This is a genomic window from Bacteroidia bacterium (assembly GCA_037045145.1).
Taxonomy (GTDB): Bacteria; Bacteroidota; Bacteroidia; order AKYH767-A; family OLB10; genus OLB10.
The window spans coordinates 166472-186065 of the sequence record JBAOIA010000012.1 but is presented as its reverse complement, the minus strand read 5'-3'; the positions used below and the strand labels follow the sequence as shown (position 1 = coordinate 186065).

The following is a 19594-nucleotide window of genomic DNA, read 5'->3' as shown; positions in this document are numbered from 1 at the left end:
AATTACTTCTTATTTTTTAAACTATTAATTCTCTGTAGTTGCTCCAAGTCTAATTTATCTTTTGTGCGACCGGTGTTAAATTTCATAGTAATTAAATGATAATAATTTACCACTGGAACCTTTATATCTTTAACCTGAAAGAAAACTTTTTCTTTCCAGGCATCTTCAAAATCAACTAAGTTTACCTGGGTTAAAAAATCAATTTGTATAGGCGGTTCACCAAGAGAAAATACCTGAGCCTGATTAAAATCGTAATGTTTGACCGTTTCAACAGCATTTTCATTTTTACATAATTCGCCAAAAACCGTTAGGAACCGCTCTTTATTTTGGTCATTGGGGTTTATCCAGAAATCAATATCACCGGTATAACGACCATAGCCATGATAATTTACAGCATAACCTCCAATCAGAAGAAATTCAACTTCGTTATGAATTAATTTTTCAATAACAGAAACGAAAACCGGCTCAAGAATTTTCATCAGTAGGGTTTATTTTAAACTTGCTCAGTATGCTTATTTTTTCATCTTCCGAAAGATTATTATTTTGTGTTGTTTCACGTAATTGTTGTAAATATGCCATTCGCTCTTCGGGATTCATATTGGAAGTATGCAATAACATACGCTCTTCTGATTGTTGAAGGGTACTTATTTTAACAGTTTTAAAATATGATGATCCCTCTTTCGCTTCATCAGGTTGATGAGAAGGGTTTGGGTAGAATTTAATATTAGAGAAGGGTATTATATTGCCTAATCTACCAACATTGAGTTTGATACAAATGTCTTTGATCTGTTTGCCTTCAAAGCTTGCTGTCTTGGTATCGAACGACCCTGTTGTTTTCTTTTTTTTCTCATCATAGTTCATATCTACTTCTTTTGCAACAATAGCCTTTGCAATTCTGTTAGGTCTGAAATAACAAGTAGATCCAGAAAAATCATTGACAAAGAATATTCTTTCCTTTTGTTCTTTTGTTAAATTATTAAAATCAATTGCATTAATATTTTCTCTTTCATCTTCGGTAGGAACATACACTAAATCATCAGGAGAAAGATGGAACTGAAGCCTCAATTCATGAATTTCTTTCTTTTTTTCTATTGTCTTGTTTTCAGGAACAGAGCTTATTCTTTGCTTTAGTCTTTCAATTACTTTATCCAATGGAATAGTTTCAAAATTTCTATTTCCTTCTTTATCTAAATAAATGCCAAAAAACAAATTAGGAGCACCTTGTACATATTTGTTCTTTTTATTTCCCTTTATTCCTAACTGAAAGCGTCCTGTCCCTTTTTCATAAATTCTTACTTTGAAAATTGGTTGATGAAATTTACCATTATTAAATTGGGAAATATTTTTGTTCATTTCTTCAATGCCTTCAGGAGAGAAAGCAAATTCGGTATTATAGGAAACTTCACCTTTACTATTAACAATTTTGAATTTATCTTGCGTCAAATAATTTGTGAGTATTTTCTGAATACCTGTATCCGTGATTTTCTCAATTTTACTTAGATTAAAATTTTTATCTAAAGCCTTACGAGTAGCTGTTGTTATTTCACCTTTTTCTTTGTCCACCTGTACCCAGGATAATTTAACCAATCCTGAAACTGTTTCTTCGTGCAAAGGTTGACGAACAGCCCAATTTCTATCTTTGGATTTTTCTTTACTTTCCTTATAAGTTAATCCAGTAAATTTTGTTTTATTAATAACACGCAAGTTCTGCTTAAAGCTTACCACTATTTTTTCTAATTCACTTTTTGCATCAACAGTAAAACTATCCCAAGGTTTTAAATAGTCTTTAGGAACAGTTTTCGTTATTTTTTCATCAGTTTTTTCCCATACATTATTATCGTTTCTTCTCCATTTTTTCACTTTCACAGTTTCCATTTTTCTTAGTTTCTTGGCAAGCCCCATTTGCAAATGGTGTTTTTGAGATTTTGCATTTTCATTATTCAAATACTGTATGTGGTCTCTCGTTGCACAGGCTATTACCAGAGCATCTAATGCGTGATGGCGATGGTCTATTCGTTTCTTCTGAAATCCTTTGGAAAGTTCTAAAGGGATAGCAGGTATTGTATGTCCTTCTTTATTTTTTGTTGTAAAGTTTGTTGTGTTGGTAAGATGATTCATTCGTTCAAAACGTGGCAGAATTAACGTATTCCAAACGTCATTCAGTCCCCATTCTTGCCTTAATGTGGAAGTGATTTTTCCATTTCCGGGAAGAATATTTTTAGAGTTTACCCCGTCATCATCTTTGTCTGTACGCACGATGTTTGATAATACATTTGAAATGAATTTGCTGATGTAGCGGGTGTCATTGAGTTGTCGTTCAATCATCTTATCAGGAATTTCTTCCAACAACAATTTATTGCGTTTTGAACGGTTTTTATCGTAGTGTTCTTTTACAAATGTTTTGTATCTATCTTCTGAAAGAATCTCAACGGTATTTTTAGTTCCATCTCCTAAAGTAACTTTCTCTCCGTGATGATTTTTTATAAACTCCAACCCCAATTGCTTGTCTTTTAGGCTGTTTACGGCTGCTTCGCATATTACTTTATTACTTAGGCTATCATCAAAATAGCGGGACTTCGGAATGATGTGTTCTATCTGATAATCCGGTGTAAATAACTTGCTTAAAGGAATTATTTGCCCAGTGTAAGGTGATTTGTATTTCTGTTCCAGCCAAAGTTTATATTTATCAACTTCTGTTTTTGTGGGCTGTTTTTTGGCATCACTTTCTTTGAATTTTTTGATAATTTCAGATACCTCATTCGGAATTTCAATGCCCGAATTTAATACCCCATCTTCATATATTTTTAGAATTTCCTGTTGTGTAGGAGAGAAGGCTTTTACAGGATTATTCCCTTTTTTGTAGAAAGCAGGAGTATCTCCTTTTTCGTCCTTATAATCTTCTTGATTTTTAAAATATTCATCATTAGCAAACTCCATTAATAAGGTTTTAATGCGGAGATTGGTGTTTTCGTTTTCTGTTATTTGGTTGGTCATCTGCTTGCGGTCTTCGGCTGTGTTTTTCATTTCCCGCCCCAACTCAATATGAATTTCATCAAAAAAATCCTCTGCTCCTTTTCCATAGTGTTGCCAAATGTCTTTTACGACACACAAAGTTTCTGTCATTACTTGCTCAACTATTGGATTACGAAGCGAATGTTGTTTAAATTCATCCAAATATTTTTCCAAATCAGCAATGGATTTCCATTTTCCACTAATTTCTGCTTCTGAATGACGGTCGTAAACAATATATTGTGCTAACCACAATTGCAGTCCTTGAAAATCTTCGTTTTTATCTAATTTCTCTTTGTGTGCTTGCTCCCTAACCCTGTTTTTGATACTTTCATCAACTTCTGCATTTTGCAAATTTTGAATGCGTTGTTTGGTATTTCCGTCTATTGCATCAAAATTCCAATATTTCCCTATCCGCATCAAAGGCAATAATTTCTTTATTGCTTTCTCGGAAAATGAACCGTAGCTTTTTTCTTTCCATACCAAATTTTTAAAGTTATATACAAAACAACCTTTGTCAGGATTCTCTAAGTCTCGACTCTCTTTGGGTATATAATATAGTTCTTTCTTTTTCGCAAAAGATTCTAAAGCTTTTTCAAATTCGTTTTTATCGTTTACGGAATATATGATGTGCCAAAGTTCTTGCTCAATTTTTTTTGTCAGAAAATTATCAGGGAGATTGGTAACTTTTTCAAGACGAGTACGGATTTGCGAACCAGTTTCATTCATTGGGTACAGTTTAGATTCGTCCTTTTCCGAATTATACACATAATTCCAACGATGTTTATTTATTTCTTTTGCGGTTTCCTCTTTTAATGCTTTCGGTTTTGTATCAGGAAATTTTTCCTTGACTTTTGGAACGATGAGATAATGCAAAATATCTTTATGATTGACTTCTTTTTTCGTCATCAGAAAGCTAAACAGATTTTCCTTATCACTTGTATTTTTTATAAAGTCATCCGTTACATCTTTATCATCATCCTTCTGATAAATTTTTAAATTGAAGAGCCATTGCCAAATTCTAAATTCCTGATAATATGGATTAGATTTCGGAATGGCTTTTAAGTATTCTTTCACCTCAATATCCTTCCCATTTTCATCTTGTTCAAAAACATTTTTAATCGTATTTCCTTGTTCGTCTTTTTTATTGATTTTGTGCAGTTGGTATTCCAAAGCACAATTTCCGATAGAAGATTTCTGACTTTTAAGTGGTCGTTGATAGAAAATAATATCATCTAAAAACAGATGAATAAAGTCTCGTTTACCCAATGAAAGTTGATGTGCTTCATTGTTCCGGTACAATTCTCTTACACAATCGTTGTACAATTCATTTGTAAATAATTCGGGTTGCAGTTCAATTTGCTTTTGCAAGATTTGTCTTAATTCTACTTTATAAAATTTCCGCTCGATGGTACGAACCAATTTTCCTATTATTTTTTGTTTTGGATTTTTTAATAGCGTATCGTAGATATATGTGCCAACGGTACCTGCAAGATCATTGTTTGTTTTGTGTTCTTTAATGTATTTATCTAGATCGTTTTCAGTCTTCTTTTTTATCAGAGTCCAGTCATCTTCTTTTGGTGCTCTAAAACTTCTACTTTCTTTTCCATCAGTATCAATTTTTACAGTTCTATCATCATTCAAATCTGTGGTAACAATAAATTCTCGTATTTTATCTTTCCAATCAGATAAATCAACATTACTTTCTCTACGATAAATCCAGCCATTTTCTAAAACCAATGAATACCAAATCTTATCCTGTTTTTCTTCTATTACATCTACTATTTTGATAGATTGTTCCCCTTCTATTTCTTTTGCTTTTTTCTTACTTGATTTCGGTTTCCTACTTTTGAGTACACTTGCATCTATCTTTAAAAAGAAACTTTGTTTTTCCTTTCCAGTATTATCTGCATATTTTGTTACAATAAAATCTTGATACGAATCTTTCCAATTTAACAAAGAAGTTTCACTTGTGCGGTAATAGGTTTCTCCATTTTCTAAAATTAAATTGTATTTAATTTCGGGTTTTACATCTACTACTTTCAATGAATGAAATTCAACCAATTTATTAGGATTTTCCTCCTGATCTTCCCCTCTTAATTGATAATATCCTCTTTTTTGATTGAAATTTAAAATAAGCCACGCCAACTGTTCTTTGCTTATTGCTTTCTCAAGAGCTTTTTTTCTTAAATAATATATCGTCCAGTCGTAGGGTATTTTGGTTTCTTCTCCATTTTTCTTTATGTAAAATAACTGAGGTTGAGATTTTTTAAAATCTTCAATCATTTCAATGAATAAATCTTGAAACAAGAACTCAAACTTATCTTTTCCGTTATCTTTTTTTCCGTTCTTCTTCCAAGCTAATTTAGGTTCGGTTTCTTCCAGAAACTGTCCGAATCGTTTTTCAAAATCTATTTCTTTGGTATAATGTTCGGGCAAAAATCCTAATACATTCAATACACGGTGTAGCCTTTCTCTTCTTAAAAGGTTTCTTTCTCTTAATCGTCTAATACCTCTAAAGTTTGTTCTGTCAGCTGTTTTAGAAATTTTTACTCCTTCTGCAAATTTCCCAATCTCTCCTTCGTCCATAGGAATTATCCGACTTCCCATTCCGAGAATTTTCTTTTGTTCATTGTCAATCAATGCCCATCCAATAGAATTTGTTCCTAAATCTAATCCAAGTATTTTTTTCATAACATTATTAGTAATTAATATGAGCGAATAAAGTTATAAAAGAATAGATGAATTTTCCAGTAAAAATTTGCAAAATGAAATTTTATTTACATTTTTGCATATTGAAAGCAAATCACAATAAGGATTATTCCATTGTGAAAACATCTACTACGGGGCATTCGCAAGCGTGCCTCGTTTTTATTTATTTTGGCAGCATATTTTTAACGTGCGCTTTTTACTCATAGTTTTTTTTAGTTCTGTTGCTCATCAACTCATGTCACAAGACACATCGTTTGTTGTTTATGGCCACCGCGGCTGTCGTGGCTTGATGCCTGAAAATACCATCCCTGCTTTTTTAAAAGCTATTGAGTTGGGTGTTTTGCATCTGGAGTTGGACGTGGTAATCTCTGCCGACTCGCAAGTGGTAGTCTCGCACGAGCCTTGGATAAACAACGAAACCTGTCTGATGCCTGATAGCACTCCGTTGGTAAATTACAGTCGTGGCAGATACAATATGTATCAGATGACTTATGAGCAGATAAAAAGTTATGACTGTGGCAGCAAGTTTAATCCAAAGTATCCGGGACAGCATAAAATGAAAACCTACAAGCCATTGCTTGATGAAGTGATTGCTACTGCCGATTCATTTTCTTGTAGCAAAACTGGAGTGATGCCTTTTTATTTTATTGAGATTAAAAGTCGAAGCGATTGGTACGGCAAATTTCAGCCCGACCCAAAGACCATGGTTGATTTAGTCGTGAAAGTGATTTTGCAATACAGCGAAAGAGAAAGGTTTATCGTTCAGTCGTTCGACAAGGAAGTATTGCGGATTTTACACTCTCACTATCCTGATATTACCATTGCAGCTTTAAATGAAACACAACGTGATGCTGAAACTTTTTTTAATGAGTTGGGTTTTGTTACACCTATTTATTCACCCTGGTATGTTTTTGCAACAGCCAATACCATTAATTTTTGTAAGCAGCATAACATTAAACTATTTGCATGGACTGTTAACAATGATAAAGTGTTTCTGAAACTGAAATATGGTGGTGTGCAAGGCATCATTACCGACTATCCCGATCGCTACAGATAATTTGTCCAGAGACGGTTACACTCATTCACCACTGCGTTGCCTGATTGGTTTTTAAGAGATAAATTCCATGAAGAAAATAGGCCTGATTGCAGCAGGAATATTCTTTTCAGCATTGAAAGCGCAAGAATTGTTAAAAAGTTAATTACTACTTCATGGTTAGTGTAGCTATTTTTGAAGCCTAATTTAATAATCAAAATTACGATGCTTAAATCAATTTCATTAGTTGCCTTAATGGCTTTATTTGTTTCCGATGCGTTTGCACTAAATCCTTCAAAGGAGTATAAGGTACTTCCAGACAAGTACGGCATGACTTATAAGGAAGAAAAAATAAAAACACCTGATGGTGCTATTCTCAATGCATGGATGTTTGAACTTCCCAAGAAATCTACCAACTGGATTATTATGAGTGGTAGTGGTGATGGCAATATGGCTGATAATATTGAAATTGCCAATTCATTTTTGAGTGCAGGATATAATGTTGCGATGTATGACTATCGCGGCTATGGCAGCAGCAGCGATTTTAAAATAGATCCTGATTTATTTATTTATCCTCAGTTTATTGTTGACCTTAATGCTGTATGTGATTACTTGCGTAAATCCAGAGCCATCACCAAATTTAATTTGTATGGCAAATCAATAGGAGCAGGGCTCTCTATTGGAGTGGGTGCCAACAGAACAGAAACACAAAAAGTTATTGCCGATGGCCCGTGGGTAGGTTTGGAAGTGATGAAGAAAAAAATTAAAGACAAGACAGGAAAAGAAGCGGTGATGCCTTTTGGTTTTGACAAGAATCACGAGCCAATGTATGCTATGGAAAAGCCAAAAGGAATTAAAAGTCTGATGGTGATTGTTTCACCACAGGACAATTTGGTTAATCCTTCTGATATAAAACAAATAAAAGGTATCAGCGAAACGTATGTAGTAAAAAACTCACCATCAAATGCAGAGAATTTCACTACAGACAAAAATGTTTATTTTGAAAAAATAGCAAAGTTTTTGTCGAATTGATTTTTTAATTGAAAAATTTAGACCGGCATCTTTTAAGATTTGCCGGTTTTTTATTGCCTGCCATTTCCTGCAAGCGACTCCATAACTGAAGTGACAATGCTTAGTATTAAAGAAAAAAGCAGAGCAATACCAAATCCATTTACTTCAAAACCATCAACAAGTCTGTCTGTAATTACAATGATGATGGCATTGATGACAAGTAGAAACAAACCCAAGGTGATGATTGTAATTGGTAGCGTGAACAATATTAAAACTGGCTTGATCAATGCATTTAAAAAAGCCATTATACAGGCCACCATCAGTGCAATGCCAAAGCTTTGAACATGAACGCCCGGCAGGATGTAAGAAACCATCATGACTGCCAGTGTTGAGATAATCAGCTTTATAAGAAAATTCATATAATGTGTTTTTAAATTTAAATTTTACTTCCAGACTTTAACTTTGAAACAAGCCATGATTTTTCAATAGGCACAAGCCAGTTGCTAGTAAGTTCGCCTTTGGTTTCAATGATATTATTAAAGACCAAAGTTGCCTTATCATGCCGATTACTCTCTGCCTTTTCCACTATTTGATTGACGCTGTAAGTTGTAATTGAATTATTTTCCATTGCGGCAATGCGCAGCCGGTTAAAGAAATCGCAGCCAATAAGCTGGCCGCATGCACGGATAATATGATAGACCTTGTCTATGGAGCAGCCACTGGCAGCAGTCATGTTTTCATCAACAGCAATAACAATAAAATAATTGTGCATAAAAGTGAATGATGCTTTTAATGTTTGTTGATGTGCAGTCCAGTCATTGATAAAATACATTAGCAATGGTGTGATGGATTCAATATTTTTTTCAGTCAGTTCTTTATCTGACTGAAAAATCCAGGTACGTGAATCATCAGGTAGTTGTTCGAAGGGAACGTACATAATTTAAGTTATTCTTGTTACATTTAATATACCACTCAAAGAAGAAAGTTTTTTCATCAGTTTGGTCAGGTGTTCGGTATCGTGCACAAACAGCATGATGGTTCCTTCAAACAAACCTTCATTACTTTCGATAGAGATAGAACGCATATTTACTTTTAGTTCGCTTGAAATAACCTTGGTGATGTTATTGACAACGCCAACATCATCCATACCTGTGATTCTGATGCCTGCCAGAAATGAAATTTGTTCCTGACCTGTCCATTTGGCTTTTACAATCCTATAAGCATAGTTACTCATAAGCTGCATGGCATTGGGGCAATTCACACGATGTATTTTTATTCCGTCATTGATGGTGATAAAACCAAAAACATCATCACCGGGAATAGGATTGCAGCAGGGCGACAGTTTATAATCAATTTTATTCAGGTTTTCTCCAATCACCAACATGTCGGAAGTGCCTCTGGCCTGCGTCACCAAATCTTCCAAGGTGGGCTCTGTGCGTGTATTGCGAACGCGCTGATCTTTATAATTTACAGCCTCACGCAATTGTTTCAGGTCAACAGCATCCATTGCAATGCGGTAGTACAACTCCAACACATTAGGTAGTTTGTAGTACAACAAAATGTCGTTCATATTAACTTCTGCTGCCGGAATTTTTAGATGTTTTATTTTGCGGTCGAAAATTTCTTTGCCTTGCTCACCAAGAATTCTTTTTTCATCTTTTAATGCAGACTTAATCCGGCCTTTTGCCTTTGCCGTAATCACAAAGCTCAGCCAGTCTTCTTTAGGGCGTTGTTTGTCTGAGGTTAAAATTTCAACCTGATCGCCACTGTTGAGTTTGTGTGATATGGGCACTAAGCGGTGATTTATTTTTGCTCCAATACACCTGCTGCCAATATCCGTGTGAATTTCGTAGGCAAAGTCAAGAGCTGTACTGTTAACAGGTAAAGTTTTTAAATCGCCTTTAGGTGTAAACACAAAAATTTCGTCAGCAAAAAGATTGAGTTTAAAATCATCCACAAAATCAAGTGCATTGCTATCCGGATTTTCGAGCATTTCTCTGATGCGTGTCAGCCATTCATCCAATGCAGACTCCTGTGATGATTCTTTGTATTTCCAATGTGCTGCAAAACCTTTTTCAGCAGTTTCGTTCATGCGCTGCGAGCGAATCTGCACTTCAACCCATTTTCCTTGCTCACTCATAACAGTAGTGTGCAGCGCTTCATAGCCATTTGATTTTGGTGTAGATATCCAATCGCGCAGCCTGTCAGGATTGGGGCGGTAGCTATCGGTAACAATGGAGTAAACTTTCCAGCAATCGGCTTTCTCCTGATTTTGAGGTGTATCAATAATTATTCTGATAGCAAAAAGGTCGTAAATTTCTTCAAAGGTAACTCCCTGTTTTTTCATTTTCTCCCAGATGGAGTGAATGGATTTTGGACGCCCTTTAATTTCGAATTTAAATCCCTGATGATTTAGTTCATCTTTAATTGGATGAATAAATTCTGCAATAAATTTATCACGTTCTCTTTTTGATTCGCGAAGTTTATCAGCAATACTTTTATAAACTTCAGGTTCTGTATATTTTAAAGCAAGGTCATCAAGCTCTGTTTTAACATTGTATAATCCCAGGCGATGAGCCAATGGTGCATAGAGGTAGGCTGTTTCAGAAGCTATTTTCAACTGCTTGTCGCGTGCCATACTGCCGAGGGTGCGCATGTTATGGAGTCTGTCTGCAAGTTTGATGAGTATCACCCGCACATCTACACTTAATGTCAGCAACATCTTTCTGAAATTTTCTGCCTGCAATGAACTTGTATGATCAAAGACTCCTGCAATTTTTGTCAGACCATCAATAATCTGTTCTGCAACAGGACCAAACAAGTCCCTGATGTCTTCTAATGTAAGATAGGTGTCTTCAACAGTGTCGTGCAGCAATGCACAAACCACAGGGATGGCAGAGCGAAGACCGATTTCTTCAGCAACAATTTGTGCAACGGCAATAGGGTGATAGATGTAAGGCTCTCCTGATTTTCTGCGCATATCTTTGTGCGCTTCAAGTGCAGTGTCAAATGCTAGCCTTATAAGTTTTTTATCTTTTTTATCAAGATTGGATTTGCAGGCACGTAATAGATGCCGATAGCGCTTACTGATTTCTTTTTTCTCTGCTTCAAGGTCAATAGCATCTTTTCTGCCTTTTCCTGAATCGGTAACAGCAGGAAGATTATTTTTATCTGAATTATTTTCGGAACCCATCAGCATAAAAGTACAGATTTTTATATTACCTGCAAATTTTAATCAGCAGAACAAATCAAACAAGCCAAACACATATTTAGTTTTCTCTTTCGCGTAAGCGTAATGCCGTTACAACTTGTTTGGTATCTCTTGAAAAATCACCTTTAAGCATCCAGTCATAATAGCTCGGGTCGGTTTTAAAAACGTCAGTTACCAGGCGGCCTTTATATTTCCCAAAATTAAATACTTCGCGCTTTTTGTCATCATACACTATTCTTCCCGCCAAATCAACGTTTTTGATGTTATTACAAAATGAGTGCAGAAATGATGCATCAGGTTGTAGCTGATCGCTATATCGTTCCAGTTGCGCTTCCAGAACTTCATAGGTTGCTCTAACATCTGCTTCTGCAGAATGTGCGTCAATTAACTCTTTATTGCAATAGAATTTATATGCAGCAATCAATGTGCGTTGTTCCATTTTATGAAAGATGTGCTGCACATCAATTAATTTTCGGTCACGTATGTCAAATTCAATACCTGCTCTTAAAAATTCATCAACCAGCAAAGGCACATCAAACCGGTTTGAATTATATCCGGCAAGGTCAACATTTTGCAGATAATGATTTACATCGTTTGCCACTTCTTTAAAAGTAGGGCAGTCTGCAACATCTTTATCATATATACCATGAATTTTTGATACGGCTTCAGGAATGTGCATTTCAGGATTTATACGCCAGGTTTTATTGGTCTTTGTACCATCGGGAAGAATTTTTAAGATTCCCAATTCGACAATTCTGTCCATACCAATTACTACTCCTGTAGTTTCAAGATCAAAAAAAGCAAGCGGTCTATATAGCTTCAGATTCATTTTATTTTCCTTCTTTAACCGGAGGGGTAAGTTTAAAAGTTTTTACCAATTGCATTTTAGGTTCATTGCCTGTGATGATAAAATCTTCATCGGCACGACCAGACTTTACACCTTTTACTTTAACCTTATAATTTCCAGGACTGAGATAAACATAGAGTTTACCGTTTGAGCCGTTTATTGTTTTCACTCCTGATGATTCACCGGTATCGTTTCTGATAATCAAACAATTTGCGTCACGTGCAAAAGCACCATCAGCCTTTAGAAATGTAAAATCACAAACAACTTTTTCTTGTTTAATGATTGGGTTGGCACACACAAATTTTACAATATCCAGTTCACCAAAACCATTTTCAGTAGCCTTACTTACAAAACCTGTTTTACAGTCGGCAGTTAAGGAGAAATATTTATCATCGTCAGTAGTATTTAAAGGATAGCCGACATTTTTTGCAGCACTCCAATCCATAGATTCATGTGGCTTGGTACTATAAAAAATATCAAATCCACCAATGCTATTATGCCCTTCTGATGCAAAAAATAATGTCTGATTATCAAAAAACAACCAAGGGTTTATTTCATCATATTTTGTATTTACAGCATCACCAAGATTCACCGGTGCTGACCACTCATTTTTACTGTTTAAGGTTGTCATCCAGATGTCTTTTCCGCCTTTTCCGCCTTTAATATCTGCTGAAAAATAAATCGTTTTTCCATCATCTGTCATGCAGGCGCCATCAACTCTTGAAGCTGGAAATTTATTTATTGCTACTGCTTTCTCGAAGGATTTTCCGTTGAGTTCTGCTGTATATAATGGAGATGAAATGCTGCCACCTTCTTTAGAAATCAACAATTTATCACCGTTTGCATTTAATTGTAAAGGTTCTTCATAGTACATGGTGTTGATACTGGTGCCAAGATTTTTGGCTTTACTGAAGCCCGTATCTCTTTTTGTATAATATCCGTCTGAAATTATTTCGCCATATCCATCAACAATGGCCCCGATGTTTCCTTTTCTGTTTGAGCTGAAGTAAATATTGTTGCCAAGCATATCACAAACAGGTCTGTAATCGTTATTTGGTGAATTAACCAATTTACCCAAATTGGTAAAGTTTACTGCAACAGGTGTTTTCTTCATATCACGGAAGTGATAGCACCATTCCACATTGTTTTCAAGATTTAGTTTTGCATTAACTTTTCCGCCATGAGCTATTTTAAATTTCTCAAAAGCATCTGCTGCATCATCAGTCTCTTCAAGAATGAGGAGAGCACGACCGGTATAATAATACACATCTTTTGGAACATCTTTTCCTTCGGCTGCTTTTATCAGAAAACCTGCAGCTGATTTTTTGTTTACATTGGTGTATAAATAACAGATGCCAAGTCTGTAATTAAACTCAGTATTGTTCGGGTCGTTTTGCTGAAGTTGTTTATAAATGGGCAGTGCCGATTTGTAGTTATCACTCTTAAAATATTCTGCACCTGCTTTTTTCAATTCAGAAACCTGATCTTTTCCTAAAGCAACTTTTTTTTCCAGCTTTTTAGATTGTTGTGCAACTGCAACATTCAGCCAGAGTAATGGAATAAAGGCAAATAAAAATCTCATAATTAATTACAATAAATTTCTGTTAATATCAAACTGTTCAAGATAGTCAGCTACTTTACGAAGAAAACTACCGCCAAGACTTCCATCAACAATTCGATGGTCATAAGATAAAGAGAGGAACATCATTTGACGGATACCGATTGTGTCACCAAATTCGGTTTCAATTACAGCAGGTTTTTTACGAATGGCACCTACAGCCAAAATGGCAACTTGTGGCTGGTTGATAATTGGTGTACCCATAACATTTCCAAAAGTACCTACATTGGTCAATGTAAAAGTGCCACCTGCAATTTCATCAGGTGAAAGTTTGTTTTTGCGTGCTCTTCCACTCAAGTCATTTACTGACTTTGTTAATCCAACAAGATTCATTCTGTCGGCATTTTTTATCACCGGAACAATCAGGTTGCCACTCGGTAATGCAGTTGCCATACCTATATTAATGTTTTTCTTGAGAAGTATTTTTGTGCCGTCAAGAGAACAGTTAATCATCGGAAAATCTTTTATGGCACGTACTATTGCTTCTATAAACAATGGTGTGAAGGTGATTTTTTCTTTCTCTCTTTTCTCAAAATCATTTTTGACTTTATTACGCCATAATACCATATTGGTAACATCTGCCTCTACAAAAGATGTCACATGCGGGCTGGTATGCTTTGACATGACCATGTGGTCTGCAATCAATTTCCGCATTCTGTCCATTTCAATAATCTCAACATCTCCATCAGTCATTGGTATGGCTGCAGGTGCTTTGGTTTGTTGAATTGTTGCAGACGGTACAGATTCTGCTGATGTAGTTTTTGCTATCTGCCCATTGCCGGATTTTCTGTTCTCAATAAATTGAAGAATATCTTTTTTAGTTACACGACCTTCGGCACCGGTGCCGGTAATGGCATCTAACTCTGCTGAAGAAACATTTTCCTGTTGTGCAATATTTTTTACTAATGGTGAATAGAATTTTGACGATGAAACTCCCATGCTTGCAGCAGCAGCCGGTTGTGTTGATAATACAGGTGCAGGTGCAATTTTTACCTCTTCTGCCTTAGGGGCTGATGGAATAGGCGCTGCAGATGATGCAGAATCACCAATAATAGCTATGGATTTTCCAACGGCAACAACATCGCCTTCGTTATATAATTGTTTTACTAATATTCCTGCTGTTGTAGAAGGCACTTCAGAGTCAACTTTATCTGTTGCAATTTCAAGAATTGGTTCATCCTGTTCAACGCTATCTCCTTCTTTTTTTAACCATTTAGTAATTGTTGCCTCAGCAACACTTTCGCCCATTTTAGGCATCTTCAATTCAACTTGTGACATAGTATTTTACGTGCAAAATTTTATTGCTCAAAGTTACAGTTTTAATTAAATTAGTCAGGGTAGTTTTTTATATTTTATTGACATGCCGTTACTTTAAACAACTTAGGATAGGAGGATAGCAGATAAATAATTTAGCCTAGCCACTAATCTTTAAGAAATATTAATCTGTTGACAGTTGTCATTCAGGCTAAACCATATATTTGCATCATTGGTAAAAAACTTTTAAAATGAGAAAATTTCTACACACTTACCTGATAGCAGGTCTTACATTTTTTACATTTCAATCAATGGCTCAGGTTCAGTATCCTGGCATTATTGATTCTACCTTTGGGGTAAATGGTAAAGTAACTTCATCGTTTAATAGCTTTGCTTGTGTAGCGCGAGCCATAGCTGTGCAATCAGATGGAAAAATTGTTGTTGCCGGTGAAAGTCACAACGGAACTTTTAATCGTTTTGCAATTGCCAGATATCTTTCTGATGGCACAATTGACAATCAGTTTGGAACAGGAGGGAAAGTTGTTTTTTCAATTGGTACAGGTAATAGTGTGGCGCGTTCTATAGCAATACAAAATGACGGTAAAATAATTGTTGCCGGTAATCTTGAAAATCAAACCTATTCACGTTTTGCAATGGCAAGGTTAACCTCAAACGGTGTACTTGATAATCAATTTGGTGCCAATGGTATTGTACAGACAGCATTAGATTTGGGATTTGATATTGCTTATGGTGTAGCAATAGTTCCATCTTCAGGAAAAATTGTTTTGGGTGGTGTTTCATTTGATACATTAGCAAATGGCGAGTTTGCAGTAGCAAGATACAATACAAATGGAACCCTGGATGGTGGATTTGGAAATAGCGGAAAAGTGAGAACACCATTAGGCACACAATGGGATCAGGCAAATGCTTTGGCCATAGAACCTGGAACAGAAAAGATTGTTCTTGCCGGTAGAACACTTTCAAACTATGCTTTAGTTAAATATAATACCAACGGCACCTTGGATCCAAATTTTGGTTTAAATGGAAAAGCTATTTATACCATAGGCTCAATGTCTGAAATCATCAATACAATATATATTAATCCTGATGGAAAAATAGTTGCCGGAGGTACTTCACAAACCGGTTCAAACACAGACATGGCGCTGATGCGGTTTTTAAATAACGGGCAGATTGATAATGCCTTCGGTGCAAATGGAATATCGCTTTTTGATTTAGGAGGAACAGACATTCTTTTTTCTATTGTTCCTCAAGGTGATTATCTGGTAGGTGCAGGCTCAAGTTATATAGGTGCTGCTGGCGATTTTGTAGCATTGCGTTTTGATACAATAGGCGCTTTCGATTATGTTTTTAACAATATGGTTGGTTTTAATATAACTTCATTTGGCAACTCTTCCGGTGCTAATGCTGTTGCAGTACAGCAACCCGATTCAAAGATTATTCTTGTTGGGTCAGCTATGGTTGGTACTGTCAATAATTTTGCAATGGCACGCTACACCAGTGATTTTACTTTCGTTGGACTAAATGAGATAAATGCTTCACAAGCTAAATTACAGATGATGCCAAACCCTTCTTCAGATTTTGTAGCTATAGAATATTCAAGACCATACAGCCGTATAGTGATAAAAGATATGACCGGAAAAACAGTTGAAGATATAACTTCGGGAAGTTTAATTCGAAGTTATACATTAGATGTAGAAAACTATTTGTCAGGTGTTTATACAGCAACTGTTTATTTTGATTCAGGCATTAAAGTTCAGAAATTCATTGTGGCGAATACAAAAAATTAATAAATTCAAATAATAACATAACTTTTATTTAACCATCACCGGCAAAAGAAATTGCGTTCTTAGCCCAATATTAAATGTATAACTATGCTTAAAAAAATCACAGCTTTTGCTATTGCACTAATAGTATGCAGTACAGCAATGGCACAAAAAAACCTGCCTTCCAACTTTCATATGAAAAAGTTGGCCAATGGCCTGGAGGTCTTGGTTATTGAAGACAACTCTGTTCCATTAGTTACAATAGAAATTTGTGTAAAGAACGGTTCCTTTACAGAAGATTCTGCCTACAATGGACTGTCGCATCTTTATGAGCACATGTTCTTTAAGGCAAACAAGGCAATTCCATCTCAAGAAAAATTTCTTGAAAGAGTTAATGAGTTGGGAATATCTTTTAACGGAACAACATCTGATGAGCGTGTGAACTACTTTTTCACATTAAGTAACAAACTCATCAATGAAGGTCTTGAGTTTATGAATAACGCCATACGTTATCCACTATTTCTAGAGCAGGAAATGAAAAACGAAAATCCTGTTGTTGATGGTGAATTTCAACGTGCAGAATCGAATCCTGCATTTTTCTTATTTCAGGATTTTAACAAACAAATGTGGGGTGCTAATTATGTACGTAAAAATGCCATCGGTATTCATGATGTAATATTATCAGCCACTCCGGAAAAAATGAATGTAATAAAAGATAAATATTATTATCCAAACAACTCTATTTTAGTTATTGCCGGTGATGTTGAACACAATGCTGTTTTTGAGAAAGCAGATAAAATGTTTGGTGACTGGAAACCTTGCGATTTTGATCCATTTCAAAAATGGCCTATACCTGAGTTTACACCATTAGTTGGACAATCAAAATTTCTTACAGTAGATAAGAACGCAAAAATGCCTATCATGCTTATGGGTTTTCATGGGCCTGATACAAGAAATGATGTGAAGTCAACCTATGCGGCAGATGTGTTTTCTACTATTCTTGGACTGACATCTTCCGAGTTTCAAAAAACATTGGTTGATGGTGGTTATGCACTTCAGGCAGGTTTAGGTTATCAGACTTGTCGCTATACCGGACCCATTCAGTTATTTATGGTTCCTAATCCAATGAAGATAAAATCTTTTTATGGTAAACTCATGGAGCAGGTAAATCGCTTTGATGCACCTGATTATTTTACTGATGAACAGCTAGAGACGGCTAAGAATAAACTCATCATGGATGATATTTATAACAAAGAAAAAACATCGGCATATGTGCATACTGTTACATTTTGGTGGGCATCTGCAAGTATAGACTATTATACTACCTACAATGACATGATTAAAAAAGTTACAAGAAAAGATATTGCTGATTATGTAGATAAATATATCAAAGGAAAACCTTCTGTAACAGGTCTGCTCTTAAATCCTAAAATGAAAGAGTCTCTTGGAATTAATTCTGCTGATGAAATTTTAAAATAAAAAAATCGAACTATGAATAAGTTATATAAATATTTTGCAATAGGTGCAGCTATGATATCAGTACAGGGTGCTGCTCTTGCACAAGCAACAAAAGAAGTTAATGTTGATGGCCTGAAATTAATTTTGCGCCATACGCCAAAAGAAGTAATCAGTGTACGATTATATGTAAAAGGAGGAACTGCTAATTATACAAAGGAGAAGGAGGGGGTAGAGAGCCTTGCATTTTCCATTGCTATGAATGGTGGAACAAAAAAATTGGATAAAGTTGCTTTTAATGATGCTGCCGAAAAAATTGGTACATCATTCGAGTCATCTTCGGGATTGGATTATGGAAACCTGAGTATGACATGTATTAAACCCAATTGGAATGAGTCGTGGAATCTATTTGCTGATGCAGTAATGAATCCGGCCTTTGACTCAAAAGAGTTTGACTTGGAAAAGGAAAAGGCTTTGTCAGGTGCAAAGCAACGTGAATCCGATGCTGATGGTTCATTGAGTTCAATTGCAATGGAAGAAACATTCAAAGGCAGAAACTATGCAAAAGACCCACAAGGTTCTGTTGCAAGCATTGAAAAACTAACATTAGCTGATATTATTAGTCATTATAAAAATGTTATAGGAAAAAAACGTTGCTACTTAGTTGTTGTGGGCGATGTTAATGAAGCTGATTTAGTGAGTAAAATAAAAGCTACATTAGGAAAAATGCCTGTTGGAACAGCACCGGTTGTGGAACCCAAATTGGTTATTACTAAAGGTAGCGAAGTTATTGTTGACCGCGATATTGCTACAAATTACCTGATGGGAATTATGAGTGCGCCATCATTGGCAATTGATAAGGGCGTGCAGATGGATTTAGCAATGCAAATGCTTTACGATAGGTTTTTTGTAGAGCTTAGAACAAAACGCAGCTTGTCTTATGCACCGGCTGCCGGATATATGCGCAATGCCGTTTCATCCCCATATTCTTTTATCTATATTACAACCACAGATCCTAAAAAAGCAATAGATGTAATGGTTTCTATTATTGATTCTATTAAAAAAACAGGATTTACCGAAAAAGAGCTCAAAGATTTACGTCAGGGATATCTTACTAACTATTATCAGAAGTTGGAGACATCAGAAGCACAATCAGGTGCCTTGGGACGTAGCGAAGCAACAGGGTCATGGAAGTTGGATGAGACACTTTCTGATATGGTTAACAATGTTAAGCTGAAAGATTTGAATAATACTTTTAATGAATATACAGCAGCTATAAAATGGTCATATCTTGGAAAGAAAGATGCAATTTCTAAAGATGATTTTAAACAGACCAAACACGGTAAAGTGTTGCAAAGTCCATATTGATATTTAGTTTTTAGTTAAAAAAGGACGGTGTGCAAATGCATACCGTCCTTTTTTTATTAAACTGTTTTAACAAATTTCATACTTCATGTAAGTTTTTTTGTCAGCAGACAATTTGTTATGACTACAATAGTCTCCGTTTTTATAATAAAACGGATAAATCTTACACAAGGTCAATCTTAAATTAAAATAAAATGTGTTTTACTTTAAGAATGAAAAGTATTAAAAAGAAAACTAAATAATTGCCAACACAGACCGTTTTCTTGCAAATGCAATAATGAAGGCTAGTCGAATG

General features: G+C 35.4%; 13 protein-coding genes. 5 read left to right on the top strand and 8 right to left on the bottom strand.

Going from position 1 to position 19594, the window contains the following annotated elements; all coding sequences use genetic code 11:
• Positions 1-2: 2 nt before the first annotated feature.
• Together V9G42_10180 and cas9 are read right to left on the bottom strand one after the other, a co-directional pair.
• Positions 3-479, bottom strand: a complete 477-nt coding sequence (locus V9G42_10180; protein ID MEI2759780.1) for a nucleotidyl transferase AbiEii/AbiGii toxin family protein — start codon at positions 477-479, stop codon at positions 3-5.
• Positions 466-5703 carry a type II CRISPR RNA-guided endonuclease Cas9 gene (gene cas9 / locus V9G42_10175; GenBank protein MEI2759779.1) on the bottom strand — a complete coding sequence of 1746 codons (5238 nt, stop codon included), beginning with the start codon at positions 5701-5703 and terminating at the stop codon, positions 466-468. The genes V9G42_10180 and cas9 overlap by 14 nt, the downstream gene beginning before the upstream one ends.
• Positions 5704-5956: 253 nt before the next feature.
• Here cas9 and V9G42_10170 point away from each other — a divergent pair, with 253 nt between their 5' ends.
• Both V9G42_10170 and V9G42_10165 read left to right on the top strand, forming a co-directional pair.
• Entirely contained in the window at positions 5957-6778 is an 822-nt protein-coding gene (locus V9G42_10170; GenBank protein MEI2759778.1) for a glycerophosphodiester phosphodiesterase family protein, read from the top strand.
• Positions 6779-6979: 201 nt separating this feature from the next.
• Entirely contained in the window at positions 6980-7786 is an 807-nt protein-coding gene (locus V9G42_10165; GenBank protein MEI2759777.1) for an alpha/beta hydrolase, read from the top strand.
• A gap of 50 nt (positions 7787-7836) precedes the next feature.
• On the opposite strand, the gene V9G42_10160 is transcribed toward V9G42_10165, so the two are convergent.
• From V9G42_10160 to V9G42_10135, 6 genes are all read right to left on the bottom strand, one after another.
• Positions 7837-8184 (bottom strand): phage holin family protein, encoded by a 348-nt coding sequence (locus tag V9G42_10160; protein MEI2759776.1) that lies wholly within the window; start codon positions 8182-8184, stop codon positions 7837-7839.
• Positions 8185-8201: 17 nt separating this feature from the next.
• The gene (locus V9G42_10155) at positions 8202-8702 is read right to left on the bottom strand and encodes a hypothetical protein (protein MEI2759775.1); all 501 of its coding nucleotides are present in this window, start codon (positions 8700-8702) and stop codon (positions 8202-8204) included.
• A 3-nt stretch (positions 8703-8705) separates the two neighbouring features.
• Positions 8706-10958, bottom strand: a complete 2253-nt coding sequence (locus V9G42_10150; GenBank protein ID MEI2759774.1) for a bifunctional (p)ppGpp synthetase/guanosine-3',5'-bis(diphosphate) 3'-pyrophosphohydrolase — start codon at positions 10956-10958, stop codon at positions 8706-8708.
• Between the two features lie 76 nt (positions 10959-11034).
• On the bottom strand, positions 11035-11805 hold the full coding sequence (locus tag V9G42_10145) for an exonuclease domain-containing protein (GenBank protein MEI2759773.1): 771 nt from the start codon (positions 11803-11805) through the stop codon (positions 11035-11037).
• Between the two features lies 1 nt (position 11806).
• Positions 11807-13405: a tetratricopeptide repeat protein gene (locus V9G42_10140; protein MEI2759772.1), complete on the bottom strand. Its 1599-nt coding sequence runs from the start codon at positions 13403-13405 to the stop codon at positions 11807-11809.
• 6 nt (positions 13406-13411) lie between these two features.
• Entirely contained in the window at positions 13412-14719 is a 1308-nt protein-coding gene (locus V9G42_10135; protein MEI2759771.1) for a dihydrolipoamide acetyltransferase family protein, read from the bottom strand.
• A gap of 227 nt (positions 14720-14946) precedes the next feature.
• Here V9G42_10135 and V9G42_10130 point away from each other — a divergent pair, with 227 nt between their 5' ends.
• The 3 genes from V9G42_10130 to V9G42_10120 all read left to right on the top strand — a co-directional run bounded on the left by V9G42_10130 (position 14947) and on the right by V9G42_10120 (position 19302).
• Positions 14947-16503, top strand: a complete 1557-nt coding sequence (locus V9G42_10130; GenBank protein ID MEI2759770.1) for a T9SS type A sorting domain-containing protein — start codon at positions 14947-14949, stop codon at positions 16501-16503.
• Positions 16504-16587: 84 nt separating this feature from the next.
• Complete coding sequence (locus V9G42_10125) at positions 16588-17958, top strand: pitrilysin family protein (GenBank protein ID MEI2759769.1); 1371 nt, start codon at positions 16588-16590, stop codon at positions 17956-17958.
• 12 nt (positions 17959-17970) lie between these two features.
• Positions 17971-19302 (top strand): pitrilysin family protein, encoded by a 1332-nt coding sequence (locus tag V9G42_10120; GenBank protein ID MEI2759768.1) that lies wholly within the window; start codon positions 17971-17973, stop codon positions 19300-19302.
• The last annotated feature ends 292 nt before the right edge of the window (positions 19303-19594 follow it).

Coding starts and splice junctions, on each gene's coding strand:
- V9G42_10180 (MEI2759780.1), bottom strand. CDS start 479: ATGAAAATTCTTGAGCCGGTTTTCGTTTCTGTTATTGAAAAATTAATT.
- cas9 (MEI2759779.1), bottom strand. CDS start 5,703: ATGAAAAAAATACTTGGATTAGATTTAGGAACAAATTCTATTGGATGG.
- V9G42_10170 (MEI2759778.1), top strand. CDS start 5,957: ATGTCACAAGACACATCGTTTGTTGTTTATGGCCACCGCGGCTGTCGT.
- V9G42_10165 (MEI2759777.1), top strand. CDS start 6,980: ATGCTTAAATCAATTTCATTAGTTGCCTTAATGGCTTTATTTGTTTCC.
- V9G42_10160 (MEI2759776.1), bottom strand. CDS start 8,184: ATGAATTTTCTTATAAAGCTGATTATCTCAACACTGGCAGTCATGATG.
- V9G42_10155 (MEI2759775.1), bottom strand. CDS start 8,702: ATGTACGTTCCCTTCGAACAACTACCTGATGATTCACGTACCTGGATT.
- V9G42_10150 (MEI2759774.1), bottom strand. CDS start 10,958: ATGGGTTCCGAAAATAATTCAGATAAAAATAATCTTCCTGCTGTTACC.
- V9G42_10145 (MEI2759773.1), bottom strand. CDS start 11,805: ATGAATCTGAAGCTATATAGACCGCTTGCTTTTTTTGATCTTGAAACT.
- V9G42_10140 (MEI2759772.1), bottom strand. CDS start 13,405: ATGAGATTTTTATTTGCCTTTATTCCATTACTCTGGCTGAATGTTGCA.
- V9G42_10135 (MEI2759771.1), bottom strand. CDS start 14,719: ATGTCACAAGTTGAATTGAAGATGCCTAAAATGGGCGAAAGTGTTGCT.
- V9G42_10130 (MEI2759770.1), top strand. CDS start 14,947: ATGAGAAAATTTCTACACACTTACCTGATAGCAGGTCTTACATTTTTT.
- V9G42_10125 (MEI2759769.1), top strand. CDS start 16,588: ATGCTTAAAAAAATCACAGCTTTTGCTATTGCACTAATAGTATGCAGT.
- V9G42_10120 (MEI2759768.1), top strand. CDS start 17,971: ATGAATAAGTTATATAAATATTTTGCAATAGGTGCAGCTATGATATCA.